At 60.0% G+C, this 26,219-nt stretch carries 16 protein-coding genes and 1 tRNA gene; 11 read left to right on the top strand and 6 right to left on the bottom strand.

Translation table 11 applies throughout. The features are described 5' to 3' along the window. Positions 1-41: 41 nt before the first annotated feature. Positions 42-824 (bottom strand): phosphatase PAP2 family protein, encoded by a 783-nt coding sequence (locus tag AFIDRAFT_RS10725; RefSeq protein WP_009339419.1) that lies wholly within the window; start codon positions 822-824, stop codon positions 42-44. Between the two features lie 24 nt (positions 825-848). Further along, complete coding sequence (locus AFIDRAFT_RS10720) at positions 849-2,591, bottom strand: ArnT family glycosyltransferase (protein WP_009339418.1); 1,743 nt, start codon at positions 2,589-2,591, stop codon at positions 849-851. A gap of 249 nt (positions 2,592-2,840) precedes the next feature. Here AFIDRAFT_RS10720 and AFIDRAFT_RS10715 point away from each other — a divergent pair, with 249 nt between their 5' ends. Further along, the gene (locus tag AFIDRAFT_RS10715) at positions 2,841-3,650 is read left to right on the top strand and encodes an aspartyl/asparaginyl beta-hydroxylase domain-containing protein (protein ID WP_009339417.1); all 810 of its coding nucleotides are present in this window, start codon (positions 2,841-2,843) and stop codon (positions 3,648-3,650) included. Between the two features lie 125 nt (positions 3,651-3,775). On the opposite strand, the gene AFIDRAFT_RS10710 is transcribed toward AFIDRAFT_RS10715, so the two are convergent. Both AFIDRAFT_RS10710 and AFIDRAFT_RS10705 read right to left on the bottom strand, forming a co-directional pair. Then, positions 3,776-3,852 (bottom strand) — tRNA-Arg (locus AFIDRAFT_RS10710). 98 nt (positions 3,853-3,950) lie between these two features. Next, a complete protein-coding gene (locus tag AFIDRAFT_RS10705) occupies positions 3,951-4,226 on the bottom strand; it encodes a DUF7662 domain-containing protein (RefSeq protein WP_009339416.1) in 276 nt (91 codons plus the stop codon). Between the two features lie 369 nt (positions 4,227-4,595). Here AFIDRAFT_RS10705 and dctP point away from each other — a divergent pair, with 369 nt between their 5' ends. The 3 genes from dctP (at position 4,596) to AFIDRAFT_RS10690 (ending at position 7,555) form a co-directional block, all read left to right on the top strand. Further along, on the top strand, positions 4,596-5,585 hold the full coding sequence (gene dctP / locus AFIDRAFT_RS10700; RefSeq protein ID WP_009339415.1) for a TRAP transporter substrate-binding protein DctP: 990 nt from the start codon (positions 4,596-4,598) through the stop codon (positions 5,583-5,585). A gap of 87 nt (positions 5,586-5,672) precedes the next feature. Next, positions 5,673-6,242, top strand: coding sequence for a TRAP transporter small permease subunit (locus AFIDRAFT_RS10695; protein WP_009339414.1), 570 nt, complete (start codon positions 5,673-5,675; stop codon positions 6,240-6,242). Next, the gene (locus AFIDRAFT_RS10690) at positions 6,239-7,555 is read left to right on the top strand and encodes a TRAP transporter large permease (RefSeq protein WP_009339413.1); all 1,317 of its coding nucleotides are present in this window, start codon (positions 6,239-6,241) and stop codon (positions 7,553-7,555) included. The genes AFIDRAFT_RS10695 and AFIDRAFT_RS10690 overlap by 4 nt, the downstream gene beginning before the upstream one ends. Before the next feature lie 93 nt (positions 7,556-7,648). Here AFIDRAFT_RS10690 and AFIDRAFT_RS10685 read toward each other — a convergent pair whose 3' ends face one another. Further along, positions 7,649-7,954, bottom strand: a complete 306-nt coding sequence (locus AFIDRAFT_RS10685) for an ETC complex I subunit (RefSeq protein ID WP_009339412.1) — start codon at positions 7,952-7,954, stop codon at positions 7,649-7,651. A gap of 178 nt (positions 7,955-8,132) precedes the next feature. Here AFIDRAFT_RS10685 and AFIDRAFT_RS10680 point away from each other — a divergent pair, with 178 nt between their 5' ends. The 6 genes from AFIDRAFT_RS10680 (at position 8,133) to AFIDRAFT_RS10655 (ending at position 16,736) form a co-directional block, all read left to right on the top strand. Continuing rightward, entirely contained in the window at positions 8,133-9,278 is a 1,146-nt protein-coding gene (locus AFIDRAFT_RS10680) for an OpgC domain-containing protein (RefSeq protein WP_009339411.1), read from the top strand. A gap of 47 nt (positions 9,279-9,325) precedes the next feature. Further along, positions 9,326-9,787: a hypothetical protein gene (locus AFIDRAFT_RS10675; protein WP_009339410.1), complete on the top strand. Its 462-nt coding sequence runs from the start codon at positions 9,326-9,328 to the stop codon at positions 9,785-9,787. Between the two features lie 330 nt (positions 9,788-10,117). Then, positions 10,118-11,800: a TolC family outer membrane protein gene (locus AFIDRAFT_RS10670; RefSeq protein ID WP_009339409.1), complete on the top strand. Its 1,683-nt coding sequence runs from the start codon at positions 10,118-10,120 to the stop codon at positions 11,798-11,800. Between the two features lie 188 nt (positions 11,801-11,988). Continuing rightward, positions 11,989-14,229 (top strand): type I secretion system permease/ATPase, encoded by a 2,241-nt coding sequence (locus tag AFIDRAFT_RS10665; RefSeq protein WP_009339408.1) that lies wholly within the window; start codon positions 11,989-11,991, stop codon positions 14,227-14,229. Further along, positions 14,216-15,469: an HlyD family type I secretion periplasmic adaptor subunit gene (locus AFIDRAFT_RS10660; RefSeq protein ID WP_009339407.1), complete on the top strand. Its 1,254-nt coding sequence runs from the start codon at positions 14,216-14,218 to the stop codon at positions 15,467-15,469. The genes AFIDRAFT_RS10665 and AFIDRAFT_RS10660 overlap by 14 nt, the downstream gene beginning before the upstream one ends. A 235-nt stretch (positions 15,470-15,704) precedes the next feature. After that, on the top strand, positions 15,705-16,736 hold the full coding sequence (locus AFIDRAFT_RS10655) for a transglutaminase-like cysteine peptidase (RefSeq protein WP_009339406.1): 1,032 nt from the start codon (positions 15,705-15,707) through the stop codon (positions 16,734-16,736). Positions 16,737-16,800: 64 nt separating this feature from the next. On the opposite strand, the gene AFIDRAFT_RS10650 is transcribed toward AFIDRAFT_RS10655, so the two are convergent. Beyond that, the gene (locus AFIDRAFT_RS10650) at positions 16,801-25,524 is read right to left on the bottom strand and encodes a DUF5801 repeats-in-toxin domain-containing protein (RefSeq protein WP_009339405.1); all 8,724 of its coding nucleotides are present in this window, start codon (positions 25,522-25,524) and stop codon (positions 16,801-16,803) included. A 237-nt stretch (positions 25,525-25,761) separates the two neighbouring features. Here AFIDRAFT_RS10650 and AFIDRAFT_RS10645 point away from each other — a divergent pair, with 237 nt between their 5' ends. Beyond that, entirely contained in the window at positions 25,762-26,151 is a 390-nt protein-coding gene (locus tag AFIDRAFT_RS10645; protein ID WP_009339404.1) for a hypothetical protein, read from the top strand. Positions 26,152-26,219: the final 68 nt, after the last annotated feature.

Genomic DNA, 26,219 nt, shown 5'->3' with positions numbered 1-26,219 from the left:
CGGCGCCTTTTATGGGGCGTTCCGCCAGTGGGCAACCCCTTTCAGCCGTCTGCGGAGCCGCCCCGCGCTTCCCTGATGGCTCCGTCCGGGGCGATCGTGAAAATGAGGTGGCGCGCGGCGAACCAATAGCGCACCGCCATCGCGCCAAGAATGCCGACCAGCGCCCCCGCCAGCACGTCACTCGGGTGATGCGCCAGCAGGACCAACCGGGTCATCGCGATGATCAGGGCATAAGCCCAGATCGCGATCCGCCATTTCGGAGCCAGCGAGGCAAGAGCGAAAGCCAGTGCGAAGGCTGTGATTGCATGGCCCGAGGGAAAGCTCGCATAGGCCTCGTTCCAGGTGAAATGGGAGTAATGGAACGCATCCGCCGCCCCGCCGACGAAGGGACGTCCACGCCCGATGATGCCTTTCAGGACTTCACCGGCTTCGACCGGAATCAAAACTGCAAGAAAGAGAAAAGCGAGTCGCCGGGACAGATCGATCATTCTGGTTCGCGCGGTATCCCTCAAGAAGGCGCTCGACACAAAAACAAGCAACGTGCCGAGACCGAGGGCTGCCAGCACGTAAGCGGATTTGCCGAAATCGGTCATGATCCGGAACGGCCACAGCGATGCCGTGCCACGCGGGGGCATCAGGCGAATTTCCGGCGCATCGACGAGAGCCATCAATGCAATGATGGAAATGCCGCCCAGCATCACCGTCCAGAGCCAATGGCGCGCAAGCCGGCGGCGCGCATCGAAACGGCGCGAATGCGCGGGCGGCCCGAACAGCCGGGCTACGCTCTGGCCTGCCAGCATCACGGTTTGCGAAAGCGTACTCATGGGGTGTCACGCGACACGGCCACGTCACTCATCGTCGATATCCGACCTGAACACCGCGACGGAGACCTCTCGTCCCTGCGAGATGTTGTAGCCCTCGATCCGCGTCACGATGGCGTAATGCAGCCCGATCGCCTCGGCGCGCTGCGCGAAAGCTTTCTCCTCGCGCCATTCCACCAATGCGAAGCGGCAGCTTCCCTGTTGCAGGAAGTCGGCGGCGCCTGTGCCGTTGGTCAGCAGGGTCCGCGTGCCGACCATGAAAACGAGACTCGGCTCCTGATAACCGGCGGCAGCGGCCAGCGGCCCTTTGCACTCGACGCTGCGCAGCGCCTTCGCGATCTGCACGCTTGGAAACAGCGGCGTCAGCGCGGGCAGCACGATGCCGAACACGCAGGCGCTCAGCGCGAGCGAGGAAGCCACCGAGTTGAGCACGGAGCGTTCCGCATGGGCCTCGTCATACATCCACCACGCGAACAGGCCGAACACCATGGCCGCGGCCGCGAACGGCCATGCGGCGAACACCGGTTGCTTCAGGACGGAGATTCCCAGAACGACGGCCGCGACCGAGGCCATGGCCGGAAACACGAACCACCATGCCGCGCCGCGCACGATCCAGGCCGAGCGCGACAACGCGTGACTTTGCAGCGCTCCGACGATCAGGATCGCGATCGCCGGGTACATCGGCAGCACATAATGCGGCAGCTTGGTGATGATGAGTTCAAACACGATCCAGGACGGCACCAGCCACGCCAGCAGGAACTGCGCACCCGGTTCCCGCCGGGCGCGCCATACCGCCGGCGCAGCCACGCCCGCAAGCGTCGAGCCCGGCCAGAACGTCACCCAGAACAGAACGAAGTAAAGGCCAGGCGGTGCGCCATGCGATTCCTGAGGCGACGCAACCTTGCTCAGCATGTCGCCGCCGACCGAGTTCACGAAAAAGCTGTCGCCGGATTTCAGATAGATCGCGACAAACCACGGCAGGATCAGGAGCAGCATCCAGAGTACGCCGGGTACCGGATGCAGGCGCCGCAGCCACTGCACCGAACGGTCGAGAAAGCCGAGAGCTGCGATAGTGAGACCCGCGATCAGGAAAATCAGTGGTCCCTTGACCAACACGCTTGCAGCCATCGCCGTCCAGAAGATCGTGGGCAATGCCCACGCGCCCCTCTCGAATGCTTCGCCCCGCTGCCAGGACAGATAGATCCGCGCAAGCGCGCCCATCACCGCCGTCGTGGTGAAGAGCAATACCGCGTCGGTCGTCGCAAGTCGCGCCTCGATGCCGAGCATCACCGAACTGCACATCAGGAGGCCCGCCAGCACGGCGCCCCGCCGCGTGACAAAAGCCAGAGCCGTCCAGTAGGTCAGGAGCACTGCACCGATCGCGCCGAACAAGGAGGGAACGCGGTACAGCCAAATCCGGATTTCCGGCCGTGGCAGGCCGAGTTTCTCGGCGGTCTTCACCACGCCGGCCTGCAGCCAGTAGATTCCGACCGGTTTCTTGTAGCGGACCTCGTCCTGAAAGCGGATATCGACCGGATCGCCAGTTTCCGCCATCTGCTTGGAAGCCTGCGCGAAGCGGGCTTCGTCACGGTCGATCGGTCCGATGTGAAACAGGCCGGGCAGGAAAAACAGAAACCCGCAGACAATGAGGAACGCGACCGCACGGATGTGGCTGCCCGAGACGGCATCGAGCAAGGGTGTCAGCCCCCGGCCCTCGTTTTCCGGGGCTGGAGGCCGGCCAAATCCGCGGCGCTGCACCAAATCGGTCATGAGTTTCGCATACGATGAAACCACTTAGCCGACAATCAGCCCGGCCCAGCGGCGTTGCACAAATGCCGCAAGTGTTGCCTTACGGTCCTCATCGCCGGTGCTGTCATCCCGTCATTTTAAGTGTCACTTCAAGATTTTGTTGTTCGCCAAGCCGCCTTTACTCCGATAACGGAAGCGGGCTTGCCGGTATCGTGAGCCGCCAGAACGGCGAACGCCGGGCTCGAACCGTGCAGCGTGAGAGTACAGAACATGGATAAGGGTACCCGGAAGCGGTTACGCCGCCTTGGCATTTTTGCCGTCGTCATCCTCGCCGGGCTTTATTTTGTGCCCTATTTGTTGGTGTTCTATCTGATCTGCGGAGCGCTCGATGTCGCCCGCCATCACAAGGTCACTTATGAGCTTGTCGAAAAATACTTCATGGGCAACGGCATCCTGACCTGGCTGCTGTCGCCGCTCAATCTGCTGATCGACCTCTTTTCCCGGAAGAATATCGGCGTCTTCAAGCTGCAGGATCTACCGCCGGAGCATCGCGCCGAAATCGAGGCCTGCGTGGCAGCATTCCGCGTCAACGGCGATCTCGTGAAACAGCGGGTGGCGGAAACGCTCGGCACCAGCAAGCGCGGCATGCTCACCTTCCGCTGGTTCAACAAGCCCCAGCCCAGCCTGATCCGGATCCCGGAGCTCGAACGCGAGCATCGCTTCATCAAAACCGTCGCGATTTCGGTCTTCAATACCCGCGAGCGCACGTCCTGGCATTTCGGCCCTCTGCGCCTGACCTTCCGCGTGTTGTGCAACCTCGACCCGATCAACAGCCGCGACGTGTACATTCAGGCCGACGACAAGATTCATTACTGGGTCGATGATCCGCTGTTTATCTTCGACGACACCTTCTTCCATTGCTCCATCAATGATGTCGATCAGGTGCGGTATTGCCTCTTCATGGATATCGTGCGCCCGAACCGCGCGCAGGGCATGTTCGACCGCGCCGTCGACATTGCAGCCTTCATTTCCGGATCGCTGAAAACCATGTTCTACAAGAACTGGTCGTTCATCCGCTGATCGTGCAAACCACCGCATCATTGCCAGCGGGCTGGCAGTGAGGGCAGCCTTATTCAAGGTTTTACAAGAAGCGCGACCGATCTCTCTTTCGCATTGAAACCAATAGCTTTTTTATTTTAGACAACTGGCGATCCCGGCAGGATTCGAACCTGCAACCCGCGGAGTAGAAATCCGCTACTCTATCCAGTTGAGCTACGGGACCGTGCTGGTTTCATACCACCCGAGGACTGAACCGCCAGTAACCGCCACCCTGCTTTTGAACGATTTTTTGCCGGGAGCGGACGTGTCCTCCCACCTCCTCTAACGCCAGGTTCGCTTCAAACCGATCCGGCGGAAACGGACACCCGTGCCGTCCGGCAGCCGGGTCGCTTCATAACCGCCGTCGCGAATGGCATTGCGTTGCGGCATCGCATCCTGCGGGTTGCGCTCCTTCTCCCACCAGCGGGCGCGCTGCGAGCTGCGCGACAGGGCAAAGCCGAGAATCGACTCGATCTGCTCGAAGGACAGCACCAGCTCCGCCTCCGTGCGCTCTTTCAGGTAGTCGCGCAGCGCGTCGTATTTGTCGGCCTCTATCACGTCGCTTCCGTCTGCTCGAAGGGCTTTCACATTGGTGCGCTGCCGCAAACATATGCTGCCACAGCACGTTACGAACCACTAGAACCATACCAATGGCTGAATCAAAAGAGCTTCGCGCCGTGAACCTTCCTGCTAGACTGCATGCAAAATAAGAAAGCGAAATAAAAGGTCAGGGAGAGAAACATGCTTACACGTCGCCACGCTCTTGCGTCAGGGATGTCCGCGGCCGGATGCGCCGCAGATCTGATCCGGGCCGGTTAGGCATCACCCCAGCTTCGATATTTGCGATTGCCCGATCTTGTCTTTGACAAGCGGCCAAGAGCTCACGTTATGCTGCCATAAAAACACAACACACCAAGGGAGGAATGTATGAAGTTCTACGCGATCCTGGCGGGCGTAGCCGCCATTGCAATTTCCGGCGCCTGTAATGCCGAGACCACCCTGAAAGCATCGCATCAGTTCCCGGGCGGCAAGCATGACGTTCGTGACGACATGGTGCAGATGATCGCCCAGGAAGCGAAAGACGCGAATGTGGGCCTGAACATTCAGGTCTATCCGGGCGCCTCGCTGTTCAAGCCAAAAGAACAGTGGAACGCGATGGTCAACGGCCAGCTCGACATCACCCTCCTTCCGCTCGACTACGCCAGCGGCAAGGTGCCGGTGTTCAGCGCAACTCTGATGCCTGGCCTGATCCGGAGTCAGGAGCGCGCAAAGCGCATCAACGACTCGCAGTTCATGAAGGATATCCGCGCCGAGATCGAGAAGCACAATGTCATCGTGCTATCGGACGCATGGTTCGCGGGCGGCCTCGCGGCGAAGGATGGCTGCATTACTAAGCCTGCCGACCTGAAGGGCTTGAAAGTCCGCGCAGCCGGCCCGACTTTCGCCGCCATGTGGCAGTCGGCGGGCGCGAGCATCGTGAGCCCGCCCTCGAACGAAATCTACAACGCGTTCCAGACGGGCGTCATCAACGCCACCGATACGAGCCTCGGCAGCTTCGGCTCCATGCGTCTCTATGAAGTGGCGAAGTGCCTGACTGCTCCGGGCAATAACGCGCTCTGGTTTATGTACGAGCCGGTTCTGATGTCGAAGAAGAGCTTCGACAGGCTCGACAAGAAACAGCAGGCCGTGATCATCGCCGCCGGCAAGAAGGCGCAAGCCTACTATGAAGGCAAGGCCGATGCCATGAACGAGGAAACCCTCAAGGCCTTCCGCGATCATAACGCCAAGGTCGTCACGTTGTCCGACGATGAGTACAAGCTCTGGCTCGAAGAAGCGAAGAAAACGTCCTACGAAAAATTCGCAAAGAGTGTTCCGAACGGTCAGAAGCTGATCGACGAAGCACTCGCGGTCAAGTAAGCCTCGCAAACGAACCGGCCGGCGAATATCGCCGGCCGGCATTTCATTGCCCTCTTCACACAACTGCCTTCCGACTGGAATCTGGGGATGTTGGACTCATACATTCGAGCGGTGACATTCTTGTCGCGCGTGACGGGCCTGATCGCGGCCCTCATGATCGGTGCGGCCGTTCTCGTCATCTGCGATCTTGTTGTCGAACGTTACGTTCTGAATCTCAACACGATCTGGCAGATCGACATGGTCACCTACCTGATCGTGGCCGCGACCTTTATTGGCAGCGGCTATGTGCTGTTGACCCGGGGGCATGTAAACGTCGATCTCGTGCCTTTGCATGTGTCGCCGCGGACGCGTTACTGGCTTGCCGTATCCACCGGAAGCCTGGCTCTTGGTTTCGTCCTGATCCTGTTCGTCCTGACCACGATGTACTGGCATGAATCCTGGGTGCAGGATTGGCATTCCGACACGGTCTGGCGTGCGCCTTTGTGGGCGCCCTACTTTGCGATGCCGATCGGCCTCGGCATCTTGCTGCTGCAATACATCGCCGATTTACTATCCGTCATCACTCACCGTACGCCGCCGTTCGGCATGGCGGCGAAGGAGGATGCTGAAGACGTCGCGCGCGCTCATGCCCGTGAAGCCTTGGGAGAGACGCCGTGAGTCCTGCAATCCAAGGTTCGCTGGTTCTCGTCACAACGATTTTGGTCCTGCTGTCGGGAATCCCGGTGGCATTCGGACTCGGGGCGATTGCCGTGGTGTTTCTTGTCGCCTTTCAAGGCTTCGACGCCCTGCATGTTGTCGCCGAAACCTACTGGTCCGGCCTCGACGAATTCACACTCGTGGCTATTCCAATGTTCGTGATGATGGGCGCGGCAATCGGATCCTCTCCTGCGGGCAAGGATCTTTATGAAGCGCTCGATCGCTGGCTCTATCGTCTTCCGGGCGGCCTCGTCGTCTCCAACCTCGGCGCTTGCGCAATCTTCGCGGCGCTCACCGGCTCGTCGCCCGCCTGTTGCGCCGCGATCGGCAAGATGGGCATCCCGGAGATGCGCAAGCGTGGTTATCCGGATGAGGTCGCGACCGGCTCGATCTGCGCCGGTGGCACGCTTGGCATTCTGATCCCGCCCTCGGTCACCTTCATCCTGTATGGCATCGCTACCGAGACCTCGATCGGGCGACTGTTCATTGCCGGCATTGTTCCGGGCCTGATGCTGACCGGATTCTTCATGATCTGGACGATATTCGCGATCTGGCGCAAAGGCTTCAGATCGCATGCCGCAGGCTTCCGTTATTCATGGAAGCAAAAATTCGAAGCCGTCCCGAAGATCTCGCCGTTTCTCTTCATCATCGCCGGCGTGATGTACGCGCTCTATGGCGGCATAGCGACCCCATCGGAAGCGGCGGGTGTCGGAGCGGCGATGTGTCTCGTTCTTGCGATCATGATCTACAGGCTTTGGACGCCAGCGCAAATCTGGCACATCCTGCGAGACACGATGCGCGAGTCGGTGATGATCCTCACGATCATCGCAGCGGCGGTTTTGTTCGGCTACATGCTGACATCGCTCTACCTCACACAGACGCTCGCGCAGGGCATCGCCGACATGCACGCCAACAAGTGGGTGTTGATGCTCCTCATCAACATCTTCCTGCTGGTCTGCGGATTCTTCATTCCGCCTGCCGCGATTATCTTGATGACGAGCCCGATCCTGTTGCCGATCATTACGGCAGCCGGGTTTGATCCGATCTGGTTCGGCGTCATTATGACGATCAACATGGAGATCGGCCTCATCCACCCGCCGGTCGGCCTCAATATCTACATCGTCAACGCGATCGCGCCGGACGTGCCTCTCGCGAAGGTGATGTGGGGAACACTTCCCTATGTGCTCTGCATGTTCCTCGCAATCATCGTGCTGTGCATCTTCCCCGACATCGCCACTTGGTTGCCTACTTATCTGATGGGACCGGGGAAATAGCCCGTTAGCGGCGCGGTTCGCGCACGCGATACAACAAAAAACCGCGCGAGACAGGCTCGCGCGGTTTTTTTGTTTCCCGAAATTTATCCGAACTCAGTGCGTCCAGGGCTCGCTGCGGCGGAATGCGAAGTTGTCCGCGTAAGCGACCTGCCGGCGAACTGATTCCTTTGGCTCCTGCACCTGATAGGCGATCCCGTTGGCCTCGCAATACGCCACGGCTTCCTCGCGGGTATGGAAGTGCAGGGTCACCTGCTGCTTCATGTCGGCCGAGCTGGTCCAGCCCATCAGTGGTTCGACGACGCGCGGCTTTTCCGGCTCGTAATCGAGCTGCCATTCCTTGGTCTTGGCCTTGCCGGACTGCATGGCGTTCTTGGCGGGCTTGAAGATACGGGCTGTCATGTCACGAGGCCTTGAAGATCGAAAAATCACATGAGCTTGTTCATGGACGTGTTCCGCGAACGGCTCGGGCTCCTATATAACCGCACTCCGTTCGCGTAACAATCCGCGCCCTGCCTGTCCGGCCGGGGCGTTACCCGCCTCCACCTCGCCTCTGTCCGGCTCCGAGACGGAATATTTGATGAACCTCAAGGCAACCCTTTTAAAAGGCCGCGACCTGCGTCTCGACCTGTTCCGTGGTGTCGCCAACTGGGCGATTTTCCTCGACCACATCCCCAACAACGCCGTGAACTGGATCACGACGCGGAATTACGGATTCAGCGACGCGGCCGACCTGTTCGTTTTCATTTCGGGCTATACCGCCGCCTTCGTCTATGCACGGATGATGATCCAGCGCGGCTTCATCGTCGGCGTGACGCGGCTGTTCAAGCGGGTCTGGCAACTCTACGTCGCCCATGTCCTGTTGTTCGTGATCTATGTCGCCGCCATCGGCTGGGTGGCGCTGCGCTACAGCGACCCCCAGATCATCAACGAGTTCAACATCGCGGGGCTGGTGGACAGCCCGATCCAGACGATTTCCCAAGGCTTGCTGCTGCGCTTCAAGCCGCTCAACCTCGACGTGCTGCCGCTTTACATCGTGCTGATGGCTTGCTTCGGCCCGGTGCTGTGGCTGTTGCTGCGCAAGCCTAACCTTACCATGGCGGGCTCCCTCCTGCTCTATTTCGCGGCCCGGCATTTCGGCTGGAATCTGCCGGCCTACCCAGGCGGTGTCTGGTATTTCAATCCGTTCTGCTGGCAGGTGCTGTTCGTGCTCGGCGCATGGGTGGCGGTGGCCGGAATCCGCGAGGTGCGGGTCGCGATCCGCCTGCCGTTCCTGCTGTGGATGGCCGCGCTCTACCTGGTTTTTGCCTTCCTGATGACGCTGGCGGGCCGCTTCCCGGAATTCGGAGCGCTGTTTCCAACATGGCTCGTGGATACCTTCAATCCGAACGACAAGACCAATCTCGCGCCTTACCGCTTCCTGCATTTCATAGCGCTGGCTTTTCTCGTCACGCGCTTCGTGCGCAAGGACTGGCCGGGCCTGCAATGGAAGATCTTCGATCCGCTAATCAAATGCGGCCAGCAATCGTTGCAGGTGTTCTGCGTCGGCGTCTTTCTGTCCTTCGCCGGGCATTTCGTCCTGATGATGAGCTACGGCACGCTCTGGAGCCAGATCTGGGTCAGTCTCACCGGCCTCGCGATCATGACCGCCATCGCCTATTACGGAAACTGGTCGAAGCGGCAAGACAAGGCGCCCGCACCGCCGCCGGCCCCTCCGAAAAATTGATGGATGGATCACGCAGGGCTATAGGAATCCGGGCTGGGAGATATCCGATGCGAAGGCAATCGTCGCTGATGCGGGGTGGACTGAGCGGGCGGCCGTGGCTTGCGTGCCTGTTTTCGGCGGCTATCGCAGTCTGCCTGCCGCAATGGTCATACGCACAGAGCACCACGGTTCAGCGTACCGCCAAAGGTGCAAGCGGCAAGGACATCCGGATCGGCGTCTATATCAACGTGCTGGCGAATTGCAGCTCCGGCCCCCTGCCTGCGATTCAGATGGTCGTGCCTCCCGAAAATGGCTCGGCCACGGTCAAGCGCGCGAAAGTCTCCCTGACCAATTACAAGAATTGCATGGCGCTTGAGGTGCCCGCCTTCATTGGCATCTACCGTTCCAAGCCAAACTTCGCCGGCAGCGACCACTTGACCCTAAGCGTGTCCTATCCCAACGGCCGCACCGAAACGCAGCAGATCACCATCACGGTCGGCACGGGGCAAAATCGCGGCCGGGAAATTTAAGGAAAGAGTTGTCAGGATCGCGCTCTGCAACCGAATAGTTGTCGGCTGTTACCTCGAAACAACAATTTCGAGGCTTGTTCTGAGATTTATTTTCTTCTTCATATGATAATTACGCTCTTTATTTCGTATAATTTCGAAGTTCGTAGAATAATATTTCAAGAATGGCATGGGAGAAGAGAAAAATTTAATCTATGACGTGCGTTACCTTGGATAAAACATTGATATAGATAGATATATTCAAACATGGCGATTTTGCGCTGAACTTTCACAATCACGCCATTGTCTGGAATTTTGCCCCAAGTTAATGTCGCGTTACTGGGGACAAATTTTATGAAGTTTATTTTATCCGCATCATTGCTTGCGTTGTCGTTTGGCGTGTCTTCGGTTCAGGCCGAACCGTTTTCGATCAACGATGCGCTGAAACAAGCGATCCAGACCAATCCGGGAGTTGGTGAGGCGTCGGCCAATCGCCGTGCGACCGAAAGCGAGCTGCGGCAAACGCAAGGTACACTGCTGCCTCAGGTGCGTCTGGAAGCCAATGCGGGCCCCGAACGCTTCACCCAGAACATCGCCACTCCTCCTGCCGGCAGCGGCATGACGATGCATGGCCGGTACGCGTCCGTCGTTGTCCGCCAGTTGCTGTTCGATGGATTCACGTCGATCAATGAGGTTTGGCGTCAGACCGCGCGCGTGAATGCGTCCGCCTTCCGCGTCCGCGAGCGCACCGAGCTGATCGCACTCGATGCGGCAGAAGCCTATATCGACGTCGTCCGCTACACCCGCCTTGTCGACCTCGCACGCCAGAACGTCGCCAACCACGAGGCAATCTTCAATAACGTCGAGTCCCGCTACAAAGGCGGCCGCTCCGGCGAGGGCGATCTGCAGCAGGCGCTAGAACGCGTGGAAGCGGCGAAGGCCGCGCTGTCCGAATTCGAACGCAGCCTCGAGGATGCCCGTGCGAAATATCGCAAGGTCGTCGGTGTTGAGCCCTACAATCTGCGCTTCCCCAGCACGCTGAGGGGCATGCCGACCAGCAAGGATGCTTCGCTTGCGGTCGCAATCCATCACAATGCGACGCTTCAGGCCTCGCAGGCTGACACCGATGCAGCGCGCCATGCCTTCCATGCGACCGCCGGTTCGTTCGTGCCGACCGTCTCGCTTGAAGGCCGTGCCTCGCGCGGCATCGACTCCGACACCTATATCGGCCGCCGTGACGACGTATCCGGCAAGGTCGTGATGTCGTGGGATATCTTCCGCGGCGGCCAGGACACCTGGCGGCGCACTGAAATGGCGGAGCGCTACAACCAACAGAACATGGCCCACGCCAGGCTCCAGCGCGACGCGCTTGAATCGATCGACAAGGCGTGGTCCGCGCGCACGATCACCGTGAGCCGCATCGGCGCCCTCACGCGCCAGCTCGCCGCCGATCGCAAGGCGATCGACGCCTACCGTAAGGAATACGAACTCGGCCAGCGCTCGCTGATCGACCTTCTCAATGCCGAGAACCAGTATTTCAACGCGGCCGTCTCGCTGACCTCGGCGCGCGGTGTCATCGTGTTCGCCGATTATCAGTTGCTGGCCGCGATGGGCACCCTCCTCGATTATCTGAAGGCACCGCCGCCGGTCGAAGCCGCCCCGCTCGATCAGGTCGCGTTCGGACCGTTCCCGACCAAGATCGCGCCGTTCATATGGAACCTGCCGTCCACCGGCTCGAATCCGCTCAATGTCACGGGCACCCCTTCCGCGATTCCATATACCCCGGCTGCCGGCGCTATCGTGAATTCCGGGGACCGCTGGCAGGTCTGGTCTCCGACACCGACCATCCAGAACAGCCACAATCCGGCATGGCTTGAGCAGAGCCGTTCCCCGAAGCCGGTCGATCTGCGTTCCTCGAACCAGACCGCCGGTAATGGCAGCGCCCTGTCCTTTGCCGCAGCCGAGTTCACGGAAACCAGTTCCTCGGTGCCGGCCTGGTTCAATGCCGCCGTTCGGGGCGTTAAGACTAACCCCTAAAAGGCAGGTCCGGTTAACCCGCGCGGTCCGCTGAAAGGCTAAAAATAGCCTAAATATTGGTGCGGATCGGGTCGGATCACGGTCCGCAGGGCTCCGGGTTTTCCGGGCTCGAATCTTGAGGCCGGAATAACGGCGATCGATTATGATCGTCAGCCGCTGGCCGGAGGGTCGGCCAAAGGACCAGTACCGTGAATCTTCAGGCGCGTGCAGCGTTTCCTTCCGGGCAGCCGATCGGCTCGCCGTTGCCGGATGCCGCGCCTGTGGCGGATGCAAAGCCTGAACACGATTCCTTTTCCGACGCTCTCCTGTTCGTTGCTGCCCATCATGGTCGCGCCATCACGCGTGACGCGCTGTTGTCCGGTCTGCCGATCGAACACGATCAACTGACACCCAACCTGTTCTCACGCGCCGCCGCCCGTGCCGGGCTCGAGGTCGAAGCCACCAAGCGCGACCTTGCCGACATCCCATCGCTCGTCCTGCCTGCGGTTCTGATTTTTCACGATCGCAGCACGCGCATCCTGATGGCGACCGATGGCGAGACGATCGAGATCATCAATCCGTCGACCCGCAAACGCGAGAGACTCCTGATCCATGAAATGGAGCGGGATTATCTCGGTTACGCCTTCCTGCTGCGGCCCGTTGCCATGACCACGGATCGCGTCGCGGCCGCTGGTGGCATACCGGGCAAGCACTGGTTCTGGTCGGTGGTCCAACGCTTCGGCGCCAACTATCGCCACGTCGCCGTCGCCGCCCTGATTGTCAACATGCTGGCGCTCGCGGCGCCGCTGTTCGTGATGAACGTCTACGACCGCGTGGTGCCAAACGGGGCTATTCCCTCGCTGGTCGCGCTGGCGATTGGCCTTGGCCTGGCGATTGTGTTCGATTTCGTCCTGCGCACCGTGCGCGCCCGCATCATCGACGTCACCGGCAAGAAGATCGACGTGGTGCTGGCGGCCGAGATCTTCGAGCACATCCTCTCGATCAAGATGGCGCAGCGGCCGCAATCGGTCGGCATTCTCGCCAACCAGATGCGCGATTTCGATTCCGTGCGCGACTTCTTCACCTCCGGTACCGTGGTGTCGGCAACCGACCTTCTGTTCGCGCTGATCTTCATCGTCGTCCTGTTCATCATCGCAGGCCCGCTCGCCTGGATTCCTTTAGCCATGCTGCCGATCATGATCCTGGTCGGCGTGATCCTGCAGCGCCCGCTCAACGACGCGGTCAACCGCCTGCAGGCCGAATCCAGCGCACGTCATGGCGTACTGGTCGAAAGCCTTTCCTATATCGAGACGGTCCGCGCGACCGGCGCAGAGGCCAAGATGCAGAACGCCTGGGAGCGTTCGGTCGCCGCGACCGCGCGTTCGGGCGAAGACGTGCACTTCTGGTCGACCTTGTCGCTGACCGCCGCGAGCACAGCGCAGCAGCTCACCAGCATGATGATGATCGTCGTCGGCGTGTTCCTCATTCTCGACGGCAAGCTGTCGATGGGCGCGCTGATCGCATCCAACATGCTGGCCGGGCGCGTCCTGTCGCCGATCGCCGGCATCGCCGCCGTCATCACCCGCGCGACACAGACAATCGTTGCGATGCGTTCGATCGACAAGCTGATGACGCTGGAACGGGAACGCCCGGTGGGACGCACCTACATCGCTCGCGAGGTGAAGGGCGAGTCCATCACCTTCGACAACGTCCACTTCAAATACCCCAATGCGTCCGTCAATGCGCTGGACGGCGTCACGTTCAAAATCAATCCGGGCGAACGCGTCGGCATTATCGGGCGGATCGGCTCGGGCAAGACCACGGTCGGCCGGCTGATCTCGGGTTTCTATCAGCCCGACGAAGGCCGCGTGCTGGTCGACGGCGTCGATCTGCGGCAGTTCGATCCTGCGGATCTGCGGCGCGGCGTCGGCTTCGTGCTGCAGGATACCGACCTGTTCTTCGGTAAGCTGCGCGACAACATTGCGCTCGGTTATCCAGCAGCGACCGATGCCGAAATTCTCGAGGCCGCCCGTCTTGCCGGTGTCGAGCAGTTCGCGGCTCATCATCCGCTCGGTTATGATCTGCCAATCGCGGAAGGCGGCCGCAGCCTGTCCGGCGGCCAGAAGCAGGCGATCGGTCTGGCGCGCGCGCTGATCCGCAAGCCGCAGGTGCTGTTCCTAGATGAGCCGACCGCCCATTTCGATACGCGCAGCGAGGCGGAATTCCTCGAGCGCTTGAAGGCCCTGAAGCAGAAGGAGATGACAATCATCGTCTCCACCCATCGCCTGTCGCTGCTCGCACTGGTCGATCGCCTTCTGGTGTTCGAACAGGGCAAACTCATCGCCGACGGCCCGCGCGATCTCGTGATCGCACGGCTACAGAACACGGCGACCGCGCAAGGCGCCAAACCCAATACCAGGCCCCAGACGGCTCCCCATGCGAAGCTCTGATTTCTCCTTCGCCAATGACGTACGGGCCGCTGCCGAGCTGAAAACGCCTCGCGCCTCGCTGATCCTGCTGGGCACGACCGTCGCCCTGATGGTCGTCGGCATCATCTGGGCGCACTTCGCCGTTCTCGATGAGGTCAAGCGCGGCAACGCCCGTGTCATCCCCTCGCGGCAATTGCAGGTGGTGCAAAGCCTGGAAGGCGGCATCGTTCAGGATATCCTGGTTCAGGAAGGCGATATCGTCAAACAGGGCCAGGTGTTGATGCGGATCGACGACACCAAGTTTTTGGCCGATCTTGGAGAGGTGCGCGAACGCCGCTTTGCCAACGCTGCGCGTGTTGCGCGCCTCGAAGCTGAAGTAAAAGGGCTGCCAAAACCGACATTTCCGGACAAGCTCGCAGAACGTGCGCCGCAAGCCGTGCAGACCGAACAGAATGTGTTCGACGCCCGGGCCAAGAAACTCGCGCAGGATGTCGATGTGCTGACCCAGCAGGCGACACGGTTGTCGGATTCGCTCAAACTCCTCAGCCGCGAAGTCCAACTGACGCAGAACCTTTACACGCAGAAGGTCGTGCCCGAAATCGAGATGCTGCGCCTGCAGCGGCAGGAATCGGACATGCGCGGTCAACTCGCGGAAACGCAGGCCCGCATTTCTACTGCCAAGGCCACGTTCCGTTCGCAGGCCGAAGAAGATCTAGCAAAATCGCGTGCCGACCTCGCCGTGCTCGAGGAAACCACGAAGTCGGCGCAGGACCGCGTACGTCGCGCCGATCTGAAATCTCCGGTTAACGGCATCATCAACAAGCTCAACGTCACGACCGTCGGCGCCGTGGTGCAGCCCGGCGCCAATCTGATGGACATCGTCCCGCTGGATGACTCGCTGCTTGTCGAGGGCCGCATCCGTCCGCAGGACATCGCCTTCATTCGCCCGCAGCAGAATGCAGTGGTCAAGATCACCGCCTATGACTCATCGGTTTACGGTTCGCTGAAAGGCAAGGTCGAGCGCATCAGCGCCGACTCCATCGTCGACGACAAATCAGAGCAGCGTGGTGAGAAAGGCGAGAGCTTCTATCGTGTGATCGTCCGCACCGACAAGAACCACCTCGGTACGGCGGAGCACCCTCTTCCCATCATTCCCGGCATGGTGGCGACTGTGGAAGTGCAGACCGGCGAAAAGTCGGTGCTCGACTACATGATGAAGCCCGCCCGCATGCTGCGCGACGAGGCGTTGCGCGAGCATTGACGCGCCGGTCTATTTGGAGCGGCCCCGTATCGTTAATGTTTTATGGATTAGGTTTCATCAAATCCGAACATTTCCGAAAAGCCCAAATTGACCGCGCTTTCGACAATAGTTCCTCGCCTTAAGCGCATTTAACGCTCGCGAAGCCGCACGCCCCTAACACTGGTCCCGATAACAGACGGGACGAAGTACGGCGCGAAGACGCTGGCTGACGATCCCGCAATATGGGACGTCAACAATGTCGCCTGTCTCAAGGGTGTCCAAACCATTCGCCGCTGGCATTGCCATGCTGAGCAGCATGCTGGTGCTGGCTGGAACGGCCACGGAAGTCGCGGCGCGTGCACGCGGCAGCGTGCAGGCCAGCGACCATGTGCTGCGTTTCGATGACGCGCCGGTAGCACCGCCGCAGGCGAAGTTCTTCACCATTAATGGCGTGCTGGCCAAGCTCGATGCCACCAAGCGCGGGACTGCCGCGCCCGGCAACGATGTCGAACTGGCCTCCCTGACGCCGACTGGCATTGTAACCGATACGCCTTCCGTCCAGATCGCCCCGGTGAACGGGCCTGAGCCGTTCGGGCTGTTCGCATTCCGCGCGCCGGAAGGTGCGCTGTGGCGCAAGTGGCGTGGGCTTGAAGCCGACATGGCGAAGGATACGGAAAGCCTGCACCGGTGCCAGAACGATGCGAGCAGCTGCTCGCCTGCGGCTGCGCAGTTCGCGCGCTTCGTCGCCTCGGCAAAGGCGAAAAGCGGCCGCGCTCAGCTCGAGGATATCAATCAGAACGTCAATCTCGCCATCCGCTACGTCAGCGACAGCATGCAGTATGGCGTCGCCGATCGCTGGAGTTCGGCGCTCTCCTCCTTCGCAACCGGCCAGGGCGACTGCGAGGATTATGCCATCGCCAAATATGCCGCGCTCAGCGAAGCCGGCTTTGCTGCGGAAGACCTGCGGCTTGTGCTGGTGCGCGACCGCGCCGTGCGCGAGGATCATGCGGTGCTCGCCGTGCACCACGAGGGCAAATGGCTGATCATGGACAACCGCAGCGCGCTGTTGCGCGAAGACAGCCAGATCTCGTCCTTCACTCCGCTGTTTGCGATCAACTATCGTGGCGTGCAATTATTCGCAACGCCTTACGCCAAGCGCGATCCGCTTGATGGCGAGACCGACGCCCTGCCCGCAGCCGACGCGGTTGGCGCTGCCGAATGGACCGGCGCCGAGGCCAGCGCCTCGCCCGCAGGCGGCGCGATCGGTGAGCTTCCGCTGCTGATGTGAACCGTTTCAAGCGGGCAATAAAAAAGGGCGCCGCAAGGCGCCCTTTTGATTCAATGTTGAAGCATCATACCTTGTGAATATCGGTCGCCTGGATCGCCGCGTGGTTGTCCAGAACCGCAAGCACCACACGGCTCGCGTCCGACCCACCATTGCTGTCGTAATAGAGCGTGCCGGTGGACTGATCATAGGCAAAATGCTGCGACGAACTGAGATTATGCGAAGCCGCATCGTTGCCAGTATAGATTGACTCGTTCAGGGAGCCATCGCCCTTCCACGAGACACTACCGAAGGCAGACGCCAGCAGATCGATCACGTCACCATCCGAATGGCTAAAATCAACGATGTGATCACCCAGATCGGAAAGCGCGTTGAACTGGAAATGATCGCTTCCACTGTTGCCCTGAAGGGTGTCGATCCCACCGCCACCGATCAGCGTGTCGTCGCCACGGCCTCCTGAGATCGTATCGTCGCCTGCACCACCCTTGAAGATATCGTCTCCCCTGAAGTTGCTACCATCGAGCGTGATGTGGTTCGTGCCCGTCAGGCTTGATGCATCAATGGTGACGTCCGAGGTGATCGTCGTGTCCGCGGAGATACCAAGATCACCGCCCGTTCCGTTATGGTCGAAATCGGCGGTTGAAACCATCGCATTGCCGATTGTGATGTTGAACGAATGGTTATCACTCAGAACGAGCTGGTCGATATTCTTAATATTGAAGGTTGTGAGATCGTAGGTGCCGCCATCATCCAGCCGAAGCGTATCGGTTGTCGACTTCTCGAGGCCGCCATCGATGATGTCATCGGTGCCAAGATCCGTGCGATCGTGGACGATGAACGTATCGGCCCCCAGCCCGCCGTTGAAATTATCGATGCCAGATCCGAGCGTCAGCGAATCATTTCCGCTGCCCGTGTTGATGAAAGCGTACTGGTACGTGTTGTTGTGCAGATCGACAGTGTCATTGCCATTGTTGTTGACGTCGAGAACATTGACATTGACCGTGCCGGACGATGACCCGCCCTGCCCATCAACAAGGGTATACTGGAACGAATTGCCGGACGTATCATCGCTGTTCAGACCCGGCGTCGTAAAGTTGGCGGCGTTGTCGTGAACCGAGACGTCGGGCGTTCCCGTAAGACCCGAAACAGCCGTTGCATCCGTGATCTGCAACGTGCCGCCATCGGGGTCGTGATCGTTGGCAAGCAGCACCGACAGCGGGATCGCTACGGCCGTGGAATCGGACACATAGATGGTGTCTGCTCCGGCAACAGGCGCCTGATTAACATGCGTATTGATCGTGTAATTGTCGCTTGAACCGCCCAAGCCATTGTTACCGGCAAGGTCGGTGTAGCTGTTCGCCGCGATACTCAACACGTTGGTGGTATCGGCAACGTTGTTATTGGGCGTAAACGTACCTGTCCACGTCACCCCGCCGTCAGCCGAAGACAACGATCCCAGGTTGCCGTTGGGCGACGTCACATCCGAGCTGCTGAATCCAGTGACGGCTTCGGAAAATTTGATCGTGACGGTGGAAGTCTCTCCTGTCGTCAGGGCTGTGTCGCTCATGGCAATAGAAACGACGCTGGGTTTCACGGTGTCGATCACGACCTCGACGACATTGCTGATTGAACTGTTACCGGCACTGTCCGTGACAATCGCCCGATATTGATAATCGCCGTCACCCAGATTGTTCTGGTTGGTGCCAGTCGTGGTCCAGTGCCCGCCGCCATCGGTCGAAACCTGATAGGTGACCGTGCCAGACCCTTCTCCCGACAGGTCGAGCTTGAAAGAGGTATCGTTGGTAATCGGCGGATTTTGGGTGCCGCCGTTGTCGGAGAAGTTGTCGAACGAGAGCGTGCCCGCAGTCGGGGCCTTGGTATCGACGGCTACGGAATCCGAGTCTCCATCGCCGCCGTTGCCGGCAGCATCGGTAAACGTATTGTCGGAAACTGAAACGGTGACGTTGCCCTCATAGCCGGCGTTGGCGGTCAGCGTTGCCTGATAATGTGTACCCGATCCGGTGAAGCCGGAAATCGAAGCGCCGCCGGAGACGTGGATGTCGCTGGCATCGAACCCGACAGGGGCTTCGGTGAAGTCGAACGTGACGACCGATGTGTTATTAGCGATATTCATCGGCTCGGTGACCACATCGACCGTGACTTCAGGTGCGGTCCGATCGATCGTCACGGCATAGGCTGCCGAAGTTGCGCTGTTTCCAGCTACGTCTTCCGCAATGGCCGTATATTGATAGGTGTTGCCATTGCCCAGCGTGGTGCCGTCGTTAATCGACCAGTGTCCGGTACTATCCGCCGTCGTGGTGTCCACATAGGTCGAACCACGGTAAACATCGACGGAAGCGCCCGCCTCTGCCGTGCCCTGAATGACAAGACGGTTATCGCTGGTGATATGGTCGCCGACTGTGCCCGTGTCATTCTGAATGCCGGTGACGGCCACCGCCGGTGGCGTCGTGTCGATGACGATGTCGAGCGGCGTCGACGTGGGGCTGGTGTTGCCCGATCCATCCGTCTCGAACGCGACGACATGATGGGTGCCATCGCCAGCCAATGTGACATCCGTCGAGAATGTGCCGTTGGTCACGGTCACATTGCTCGCCAGCGTCACCTCGCCATTGTTCAAGATACCGTCGTGGTTGGTATCGTCGAATAGTGTCACGGTCGTGCCGTTTTCGGCCGTGCCCGAGACGGTCAGCGCGCTGAGCTGATGCGTGATGTTATCGGTGTTGCTGCTTCCTGTATCGTCACTCGATGAAAGATCCAGCCCGGTGGGTGCGTGCAGCACGTTCTTGATGGTGATGTTGAGGTCCGCTCCGGCCGCATCGCCATCCTTGTCGACGATGGTGAAGTGGAACGTCTCCGTCTGGTTGCTGCTGACGCTCGCGCTTGTGCTGTAGCTGTAATCGCCGTTCGCGAAATTGAAGTTAAGTTCACCGAGCGTGGTGTGCACGTCCAGCGTGGTGCCGTTGAGGGTATGGGCCGTGCCATCATTATAGGTGATGTGGCCGGCGGCACTGTCGTAGGTATAGACGATGCCGCCAATCGTGATCGATTGCAGACCGACGCCGTTCCCCGCACCGTCCGCGCCGAAATGTTCGCCAGTCAGGACGTTCCCGGTAACCTCGTGAGGCGTCCCTGCCGGATAGGCAGGCAGAGTCGTGCCGTTGGTGCCGATGCCGACGTTGTGCGAGCTGTCGTTCGGATACGCAATCGGGGCAATGTCCGAGTCGCCGCTCGTTCCGCTGAAATTCACGCCATAGACGGCGATGTTCTGCGTCGTGAGGAAGTTCTCCCACACCGCCTGGTCGTTGCCCGGACCCGTGGTGCTGATATGCCCTTCCGTCGGCTGACCGTCAGACAGGAAGTAGGCCACCGTCTGCGAGGCGTCAGGGGTTGGATTCGCCTGGACGAAATCCATGACCTTATCCAGCGCCTTCTCATAGTTGGTATCGCCGCCGGACTGCAGACCATTGATGTAGGTGATGGCATCGGAAACGCTGAGCCACCCGGATGCATGAGCAGAGCTGTCGAAATCGACGATCAAAACCTGTCCGCCGCCAAGCCCGGCATTCAACAGATTGATTGCAGCCGTTTTCTCGTGCGCCAGCGTGGTGCCGTTGACGCTGCCCGACGTATCGATCATCAGGATGAGGTTGGTGCCGCCTCCCTCGTTGACCGTGTTGGACTGATTTGCAGCCAAAGGAACGTCATCGACCACACCGATCGTGAAGTTCTGGATCGCCTGGGTGTCGCCGGCGTCCGACGTGTCGGTGACCTGGATGCGGCCACCGAGGTCGAGGCTGAGCGTGTCCTCGGTCGGATTGATCGGCTGATCAATCGGCCCGTTGAGCGTGAACTGATAGTCGCCCGTGGTCTGATTTAACGTCAGCGTGAAGATGGTGGTATCGCCGTTATTGTGCGTCCCACTGGAGTCGTTATCGGTGTAACCGATGAGTGTCGTCGCATCCTGCTGATAGAAGAACACGGGATGACCGCCCGATGTCAGCAGCGGATGGTTCGAATCCGTCGTATGGACCTGCTGCTGGCTGCCGCCAAGCGACGTGAAGCTGAACGACAGCCCACCCTCGTCACCGCTATAGGACAGGCCGGTGGCGAGATTGCCGTGGATTTCACCCGTCGGTGTCGTGTTGGGATCGACGTTCGCGTGCGCCAGTGCGTCTTCGTAAACCGTGCCGGTGACCTCGCCCGAGATCGCCAGCGGCGCGTTGTTATGGGTCGAGACCGTGAAGTCGCCGCCAACGGCATCGCCGTCGCCATCGGTCAGCGCGACGTGGAATCCAAGATCGCTCGTCGGCGAAGTCGTGGTGGTGTCGACATCAGCGCCATCAAGCACAATCTTGAAGCCGCCATTGGGTGTGCCCGCGTTGCCGGTGAAGTCGACGGAATCGATGGTGGCACCGGTTGGCGCGGTGAGCGTCAGAGTGCCGTCCTTCGTGGCCGCATAGCCAGAAACAGTGTCAGAGGTGCCGTCGGAGTAATGCACGACATAATCGACGCTGCCGTCTTTATGGAAGCTGTAGGTGACGCTGCTCGTCGCCGTGCCGGTATCGGATTGCTTGAAATCGAAGTGCAGGTGGTCGGCACCCGTGAAAGTATCGCTGCCGATGCCCCAGCCTGTGCTCGAGCCATTGACGTTCCCGGAGCCGGTCACCTTCGCGATCGTGCCACCGCTATATGTCACGTCCACTTCGCCATTCGGCGCATTCGGATAACTAAAATTAGAATTGCCGATAAAGTCGGTGGTCGTGTGTGCGTTGTCGAATTCCTGAATCTGCTGATACGAATACCCTTGATCGTTGGCATTAAGCGTCAGCACAAACACTTGATGGCTCGGATCAGGCTGATCGCTGCCTGACGGTGCGCTGCCGGTATAGCCGATCAGGGTGTGCCCGTCGGCGCTGACCCAGTAATGCACGGCCTGCCCGCCCGATGTCAGGTTGGCCGGCGGTGTACCGGAAAGAACTCCCGTGCCCACGCCGTCCGCGCCAGCGCTGAACGCGATCGTGCCGGTATGGATGGCGTTATCGCTGACCGTGATCGACTCGATGGCACCGAGCGTCGGCGTGTCGTCATTCACGGAAATCAGGAAGCTGCCCGGAGCAGCATCGCTATCGCCGTCCGTCACCTGGTAGTTGACGGTGAACTGGACGTTGTCCTCGGTCGTGCTGTGCGTCGGCTGGAAGATCGGGTTCAGTTCGGTGACGGTGTAATTGCCAGAGGTGGAATCGGTCAGCGAGACCTGGACAACCGCAACCGTATGGCCGTTCTGCTCCTGATAGATCGTCAGGGTCTTGCCGCCGTTAGTGACAACCTGTGTAAAGCCCTCGTTTGCCGGCAGGGTCGCACTTTGCAGCAGGACCGAACCCGCACCATCGGCACCAAATGTGTGCGCAAGCGTGCCCGTGGTGTTTGAGGCTGGGACGTCACCCGTGCCACCCGCATTCTGAGCGGCATAGGTATGGACAGCGGTTTCGTCGTCGAGCTTGACGGTATTATTGGAGCCGGCAGACGGCATCGTGTCCTGGAAGTGGAGGTTGGCTCCAATGTTGATGGTTTTGCTTCCGCTCGCTCCATCGCCATCGCCATCCGTCACATTTGCCGACGCCGTCAACTGAATGAGGCTGTCAGCGAGCGAGGCCAGGTCGCCGGACCCATGGTTGATCGCCGCGTACTGCGTCAGCGTCACGGTGCCGTTGCCGTCAACCGATATCGAGAACACAACAGAGCTGTCGATGCTGTGTGGCGCCTGCGAGCCGGTGTAGCCGACGATCGTTCCGTCGGACAGTTCGGCCAGATAGATCTTGCCGCCAACTATGGCCGTCAGACCGGAGTTCACATGGTTTCCGAAACCATTGATATTCAGGCTGTAGCTCCAGGCCGGGCCCGAGCCCTCACCGTCCGCGCCGTAAGTCGGCGTTGCCGTGAACAGTGAGCCAAAGAGAGCCGTCGAGGAATCGCTGCCGCCCGAAATGTCATAGGTCGTGATCACCACATTCGCATCCGAGACCGCGGCAACCGATACGCTCGGACCATCGTCGTAGAACAGAATATGGCTGCCGATATTGGTCGTATCGGAAGCGGTGTCACCATCGCCATCGGTGACGATGACCTTCGCCTGGATCGCGCCGTCGGCAAGTGAAACTGTTTCGTTGTTCTTGCTGGTGTCGAATTCCTTCAGCGACAGATACTGCGCGATGTCGATATCACCATCCTGCTCGATCGCGATGGCGAAGGCGATGGTGCCATTGGCATTGGCGTCGTTGTGGGCTGGATCAGTGCCACCAACACGGCCCACGATCAGGCCCGTCGCAGCGTCTTCATACAGATAGATGTTATGCCCATCGGTGGTCTGGACGCCGGAGTACACGCCAGTCGAGGAAACCTGCAACGAATAGGCAATGGACGACACGCCGTCGGCACCGCCGGCGATGTTGGGGATGACAAGCGGCCCCGCCCCGTGCGCGTAGGCAATCGCTGGCGAACCCGCCACCGCATGCGCAATATCGGTATCGTTGCCGAGGTCGGTCCCGGCATGGGTAGCTTCAAACGTCGCAAAAATATTACGCACAGAGCCGGAGGTCGTGTCGTTCGGCGGCAGTTGCAGGCCAAAAATATTCGCCCCATCCTGCGAACCGGCAGACTCGTCGATTCCGACATAGACAATCGGACTGGTCGACAATGAGACATGCGGGACGTCGTCGATGACCTTCACGTTGAACGCACCGTCAAGCGTGACGTGGTCGCCGTCGCCATCGGTGGCCTGAATGATCTGCCCGAAGTCGATGGAATCGACCTGAGTATTCTGCCCGTGTTCCTGCAGCGTTGTATTTTCGTCAGCAGTATTGGCCGGGGGCGTGTCGTGATCGATTGCATCGAACAACTGGACAATATAGCTGCCGTTCGACGACAAATGCAGATCCAGAACGACGTGGGTGTTGAAACCCGAACCAGTGGTCGCGATGAGATCGCCGGTCAGATTGCTGATGCTGAAAGTGAGTGCTTCGCCGTGCGACGTCAGGCCGAGGGCGTTGAGCGACGCCAGCGCGCTGGTCCGTTCAGCGCCGGTGACGAACGAGAAGCTGCCCTTGCCGTCCGCGCCGAAGTCCACCAGACCTGACAGCGAGCCTGTCGTGTACGCAGCGCCCAACAGGTCTGTGCCGCCAAAGAAATCCGGGCTGCTGCCATGTGTCAGCAGGTCGTGAATATTGTCTTCATCGACAGTCGCGGTCGTGGAAGCATTTGCCAACAGCACAGGGCCGTCGTCCTGGAAAGTCACGCTGCTGCCAAGGTCCAGCGTCTTCGAGGTGACATCGCCGTCCCCGTCGGTCGCCGTGACCGTCAGGGTCACCAGATTGCTGTCCAGGCTGATGCCTTCGTTGTTGTTGCTCGTATCAAGCTCGTGAACCGCACGATCCTGCGTGAGCGTCGCGCTGCCGCTTGCTGCATCGACAGACAGCGTGAAGACGAGGTAGCTCGAGTCACCCACGTGACCCGTCACATAACCGGAGATGGTGTTGCCGCTCTCCGTCAGCACCACGGCTTGGCCGGTCGCGGTATCGATGAGATTGGATGAACCGGACACAAGGGTCAGCGCGTAACTGACCGTTCCGCCGTCGGCGCCCTCCACCACTGTGAACGCGGAAGAAAAATCCGCCGTATCGACGGTGTGGCCGAGACCCGGGTCCGGAGTGGTGCCATTCGGCAGGAAGCTTTCATCCACCGTCAGCGTCGGCACGCTCTGGCTCACCGTGATCGACGGCACGTCGTCCTTGATATCGACAAGGAGCGTCGCCGGATTCGACGCGATATTGCTATTGTCCGTCACCACGATCGTGAACGAGTCACCGTTCGCGACCGTATCGGTTCCGTTGTTCTGAGCGGGGCTCTCCGTGATGGAGGTGTTGAGCGTGTAGGTGTAGTGGCCGATGCCGGTGGTGGGGTCATAGTCCGTGATCACCAGCGTGCCGTGGCCATTGGAGCCGACGATCGGCGTCGCCGTCGTCGCTGTGACCAGATCGGCGATCGCGATCACCGTGCCATTGATGGTCAGGCTCTTGATGTCGGCAAGGCCGTCCACATCGCTCAGCGCGAACGTGCCGTGAGCGACGGCGCTGCCATTGCCTGCCGCGGTGCCGCCCGGTTGCCCGATATGCGCAACGATGCCCGCTTCGTCCACGATGTTGTGGCCGTTCAAATCAACGTCCGCAGGCGTCAGCGTGATATCCGGCGCGGTATCGATGAAGTTGGATTGCGGGCCGAGTGGAAGGTTGACCTGGAAATTACCCAGCTCCTCCGGCCCAAGCAGCGGCAACGGATTGCCGATCGCGAGCGGATCGACCGTCGGATTGTGGAAGTCGGCGCCGCTCGCGGGGCTGCCGCCTCCGCCCGCCGCCGGAAGCACGGACTGGTCTTCGGTGATCGGAAACAGCGAAGCGAACTGATCGCCCGTGACATCGTGCCCCGCGCCGAGATTGACATCGAGATTGGCGAGCGGCTTGCCGGTTGAATCGAAGAACGGCTCGATCGTCACCGTCGAATGGTTGTCGAACAGAACGATGAGTTTGGTGCCGACATGCACCATCGTCATCTTTTCGTTCGCGACCGCCGAGAGATCGACTTTCGTTTTTTGATCGAAGCCAAGATCGATCGTGATCGCCTGTTCGCTGCCAGGCTTCACGACCGTTACAACTTTGAGAGGAGCAGGGTTCTGAACAGGAGTGGTGTCAGCCTGAGCAATCCAGACGCGCTCGTTCATAAAATCCTCCCGGAAGCCGATCCTTGCGGCCCCTCAAAAAATTAAGAAATCATTAAGCTGAATAATCCCTTTCTAACGATCCGACGTCAAGAAAACGCAAGCGCTTTTGCCTCAAATTGTCTGGTTTGGGTTAAGCCCGCCACACACAACCCAAGGGCGATTGCCCGTTAAGGTTCGTTAACTCCGGCTTGTTGTCCGCGAGGACTTCCGCTAGAAATCCCAGCGGGGGATTTCATTATGATGATTCAACGCACTCTCATTGCCTCGTCCGCCTTATTTGCTCTTGCCTTTTCAATCGCTTGCACCACGGCGACGCCGGCCAAAGCAAACTGCGCGGATTTCGTCCTGAGCTGTGACAACGGCCGCGACTACCCGTTCTGCCCGCGCGCCGTCAGCCCCGAGGGCGATGTCGTCACCGGCACGCTGAGCCTTGCGCCGCATAGCGCCGTGCGGATGCGGCTGATCCCGATGGGTGTCGGCTACCGCTATGCCGGCCGTGGCATCTGGTTCGATGGCATGCAGGACCAAGCCCTGCTCTTCCTGCACAAGAACGCCTCGGTCTCCTGCACCGTGTCGCGCCAGACTCTGGACCCCGCCGCGCCGGCGGTGCTCTACACCAAGGGCTGATCTTGGGGCCGATCCCGGCTTCGGATCGCGAACCGGATTTTCGGCGCGACAAGGCCAAGCCGCGCTCA

It is taken from the genome of Afipia sp. 1NLS2 (assembly GCF_000178995.1).
Lineage (GTDB): Bacteria > Pseudomonadota > Alphaproteobacteria > Rhizobiales > Xanthobacteraceae > Afipia.
The sequence above is the reverse complement of the archived record's forward strand: the minus strand, read 5'-3'. Positions and strand labels throughout refer to the sequence as shown.